Raw genomic sequence first — 3,520 nt, 5'->3', positions numbered from 1 at the left:
GTTTTTCGGGGGCTCCGGCAGGCTCCTGACAAGGTGGGCCCGGCGCCCGGCCTCTACGATCAGCTGGTAACGGGCCTTGTTCTCTCCGTTGAGGCGGATGGCGAGGGTGCGAGAATCGAACTGGTAGACCTTGTCTATCCAGAGCGGCAGCTTCCCATTGAGATCAGACGTAATCGCTTTTACGTCAATACCGCTCATACCCTGTTCTGAAGCCATGGAAAAATACCTGGTACTTATTAGCTGCACAAAGCTGATAAACGTATAATTGGAAGTCCGGATTCATGAAAAACCGGGCCCGGAACTGATCCTGGCATATATAATGCTGAAAATTAATGCTGAAAACACGATGCCGCACTGGTTAAACCAGGACCGTATCTTCAACCATTATTATTACATTCTCTCTCAAACCGGAAACTGATCATTCCCTGGTTGCCCTTCCCGGATTGTATGCCCGGTAGGCATTCACGGTCCCGGCTGATAATCCTGAAAAACCGGCATCAGGGCAGACCAAGATACATAAGGGTTGCGCACAGAGAAATAAGACAACTGGTGTTGCGGGATGAGTGAAGTACAAGCAGCAGAGATGCCTGTCCAGTCAAGGAAGGCGAAGACCCGGGCTGAAAAGCAGGCCGATCACATTGGCCGTATCCAGCGGACCCTGATTGCATGTTTCATCGGCATGTTTGCAGGAATGATCGCATTTTACCTTGGGGGCGTGGTTGATGCAACAGGCCACCAGAACGATGGATTTCTCGGGATCATGCTCATGCTCGCCGGTGTTGTCTTCCAGAAATATATCTTCCTCCTCATCGGCATGGATATATCAAAACTGGGCGGGAAAGACTGGTTTTACCAGGGATTCATGACCTTTGCCTTCTGGTTCATGACCTGGACGCTCATGCTGACGGCGATTCCGAAATAATCTTTTTTGTGATCTCCATGAGAATTGCCATTGTCCACAAAGACCGGTGCCATGCCAGGAAATGCGGGAACGAGTGTATCCGGTACTGCCCCCGGGTCAGGACCGGCGATGAAACGGTTATTATAGGTGCTGACGACAAGGCTGTTATTTCTGAGGAGCTCTGTGTAGGCTGCGGCATCTGCATCAAGAAATGTCCCTTTGATGCGATCGATATCGTCAGCCTGCCCGAAGAACTCGAGCACCCGACCCACCGGTACGGAAAGAACGGTTTTGCTCTCTACGGGCTCCCCATCCCGGTTGACGGGAAAGTGACCGGTATCCTCGGCGCAAATGGTATTGGTAAGAGCACGGCGATCAAGATCCTGTCGGGCCAGCTCCGCCCGAACCTCGGCAATTTTGATGAGGAAGTTGCCTGGGACGAGATCCTGAAACTCTATGCCGGCACTGAGCTCTTCGATTATCTCCAGACTGTCTCAAAGAAGTCCCTGAAGATCGCAACAAAACCGCAGTATATCGATTTCATCCCGAAAGTTTTTACCGGTACCGTCAGGGCACTGCTCCGGACAACCGATGAGCGGAACAAGCTTGGCGATATCCTTCCCGCACTGAAGCTGGATGCGATTCTCGACCATGATATCAGCACACTCTCCGGGGGAGAACTCCAGCGGGTCGCGATCGCGGCATGCCTTGCCCGCGACGCGGACCTCTATTTCCTCGATGAGATTACACCGTTCCTGGACATCTACCAGCGCATTGCCGCAGCCAAGCTGATCCGCGACCTGGCTACGCAGCGCCCGGTCGTGATCGTAGAACATGACCTCGCAATCCTGGACATGCTGGCCGACACAGTCCACGTTGGGTACGGCAAGCCGGCCGTGTTCGGTATTATTACCCGGCCAAAAGGGGTCCGCGTAGGTATAAACCAGTACCTCGAAGGATTCCTTGCAGAAGAGAACGTGCGGTTCCGGGACACCCAGGTCGTGTTTGAGAAACGTGCGCATGACAAGGGTTCGGAACGCGAAGACCTCTTCATTATACCGGCAATGACCAAGCAGTACGATACCTTCCAGCTGACGGTCTCAGGCGGGACGGTAAGAGCGGGCGAGGTGCTGGGGGTTGTCGGGGCAAACGGTATGGGAAAGAGCACGTTTGCAAAACTTCTTGCCGGGGTAGAAACACCCACTACCGGCACGATGGAGACAAACCTGCGTATCTCCTATAAACCCCAGTATATCAAGGCAGACACTTCTGACAGCGTCGAGCAGTACCTCCGGCGGTGTACAACCCGGTTTGACACCTCGATGTACCAGCACGAGATCATCGAAGCCCTTAATATCCAGCCTATCCTCCAGTCGCCGGTTGACGCCCTTAGCGGCGGTGAGCTGCAGCGGACAGCGATCGCCGGCTGCCTCTCGCGGGACGCGGATGTCTATATCCTCGACGAGCCCAGTGCACACCTTGACGTGGAACAGCGTGTCAAGGTGACCCGGATGATCAAGCACCATGCGGAGGGCAAGGAAGTGGGGATCATGGTCATCGATCATGATATTTATCTCATTGATATGATCAGCGAACGGATCCTTGTCTTTGACGGGGAACCCGGCAAATCAGGGACTGCTACAGGCCCGTTCCGCATGCGGGACGGCATGAACCGGTTCCTGAACGAACTGGACGTCACCTTCCGCCGCGACCAGAGCGGCCGCCCCCGGATCAACAAACCCGGATCGTTCCTTGACCGGGAGCAGAAAAGCCTGGGCGAATACTATTACTATGCGCAGGATGAAGAGTGACGCTCGTCTCTCATACATTTTAATATTTTAACATGCCATTGTCACTATATGCGGGGAGAGAAGCTTTCGGATGCCATTGTCTACGATAAGCTGCACCTGTTAAAGAAAGATTTTTACGGATATATAGAACGCAATACCGCAAAGGTGGATGCCAATCTTCCGGTCTTTTATGGCTACGTGATCTCTGCCCTGGAGAATTCATTTCCCGAGCTGATCGATAGTTCCTATGATGATTTCATAGACAGCATCACGTTCAAGGTACTGGATACAAGCACAAGTATCAAAGACTTTGATTATGTCCGCAAAGTGATGGCCAATGCGGTCCGGTTCAAGAAGAACAAGAATGCCGAGATCGGCATCCAGATCGTAGTCGGCCTCAAGCTACTGAAGTCAGGCGATTATGTACATGCCCTGGATTTCCTGAAAAAATATGCTGTACTCGATGCAAAACTCGGGACTGCTGTTGCATACTGCTATTATGTCCTGTCCCTGCGGGAATTCAAAAAGGACGATGAAACTGTTAAAAACCATCGCCCCGGCGAGATGGAACTGCTTGCCCGGGAACTGATGCTCAACCTGGCACGGGTCCAGCCCCCGGTAAACCAGCTGAAGCAGCTGGAGCTTGACGATACTTCATTTCTTGAAAAGATCTTCTGGCAGATGATCTTTATCGGTCTTGAATGGTTCTCTGATGAGAAATGGTTCGTAGAGATTGGGCTGAGGAACGCTGCTGCAACAAATGATCCTGAGATGCGCAAACGCCTCCTCGATATCGGTGCAGAACGTTTTTACACCGACAGCCACTTCC

2 protein-coding genes and 2 pseudogenes are annotated in these 3,520 nt (G+C 52.5%); 3 read left to right on the top strand and 1 reads right to left on the bottom strand.

Annotated elements, in window-relative coordinates:
* Nucleotides 1-216: pseudogene (locus tag WBL42_RS01665) on the bottom strand (ribosome rescue protein RqcH); the annotation flags it as partial.
* A gap of 343 nt (nucleotides 217-559) precedes the next feature.
* On the opposite strand from WBL42_RS01665, the gene WBL42_RS01660 reads away from it, so the two are divergent.
* The 3 genes and pseudogenes from WBL42_RS01660 to WBL42_RS01650 form a co-directional block, all read left to right on the top strand.
* Nucleotides 560-922 carry a hypothetical protein gene (locus WBL42_RS01660; RefSeq protein WP_424719527.1) on the top strand — a complete coding sequence of 121 codons (363 nt, stop codon included), beginning with the start codon at nucleotides 560-562 and terminating at the stop codon, nucleotides 920-922.
* A gap of 17 nt (nucleotides 923-939) precedes the next feature.
* Nucleotides 940-2,712 carry a ribosome biogenesis/translation initiation ATPase RLI gene (locus tag WBL42_RS01655; protein ID WP_424719526.1) on the top strand — a complete coding sequence of 591 codons (1,773 nt, stop codon included), beginning with the start codon at nucleotides 940-942 and terminating at the stop codon, nucleotides 2,710-2,712.
* Between the two features lie 48 nt (nucleotides 2,713-2,760).
* Nucleotides 2,761-3,520 (top strand): annotated as a pseudogene (locus WBL42_RS01650) (hypothetical protein); the annotation flags it as partial.

Origin of the sequence: Methanoregula sp. (genome assembly GCF_049686655.1) — an archaeon.
In the GTDB taxonomy this organism is placed as follows: Archaea; Halobacteriota; Methanomicrobia; order Methanomicrobiales; family Methanospirillaceae; genus Methanoregula.
This window is presented reverse-complemented; position numbering and strand designations above follow the sequence as displayed.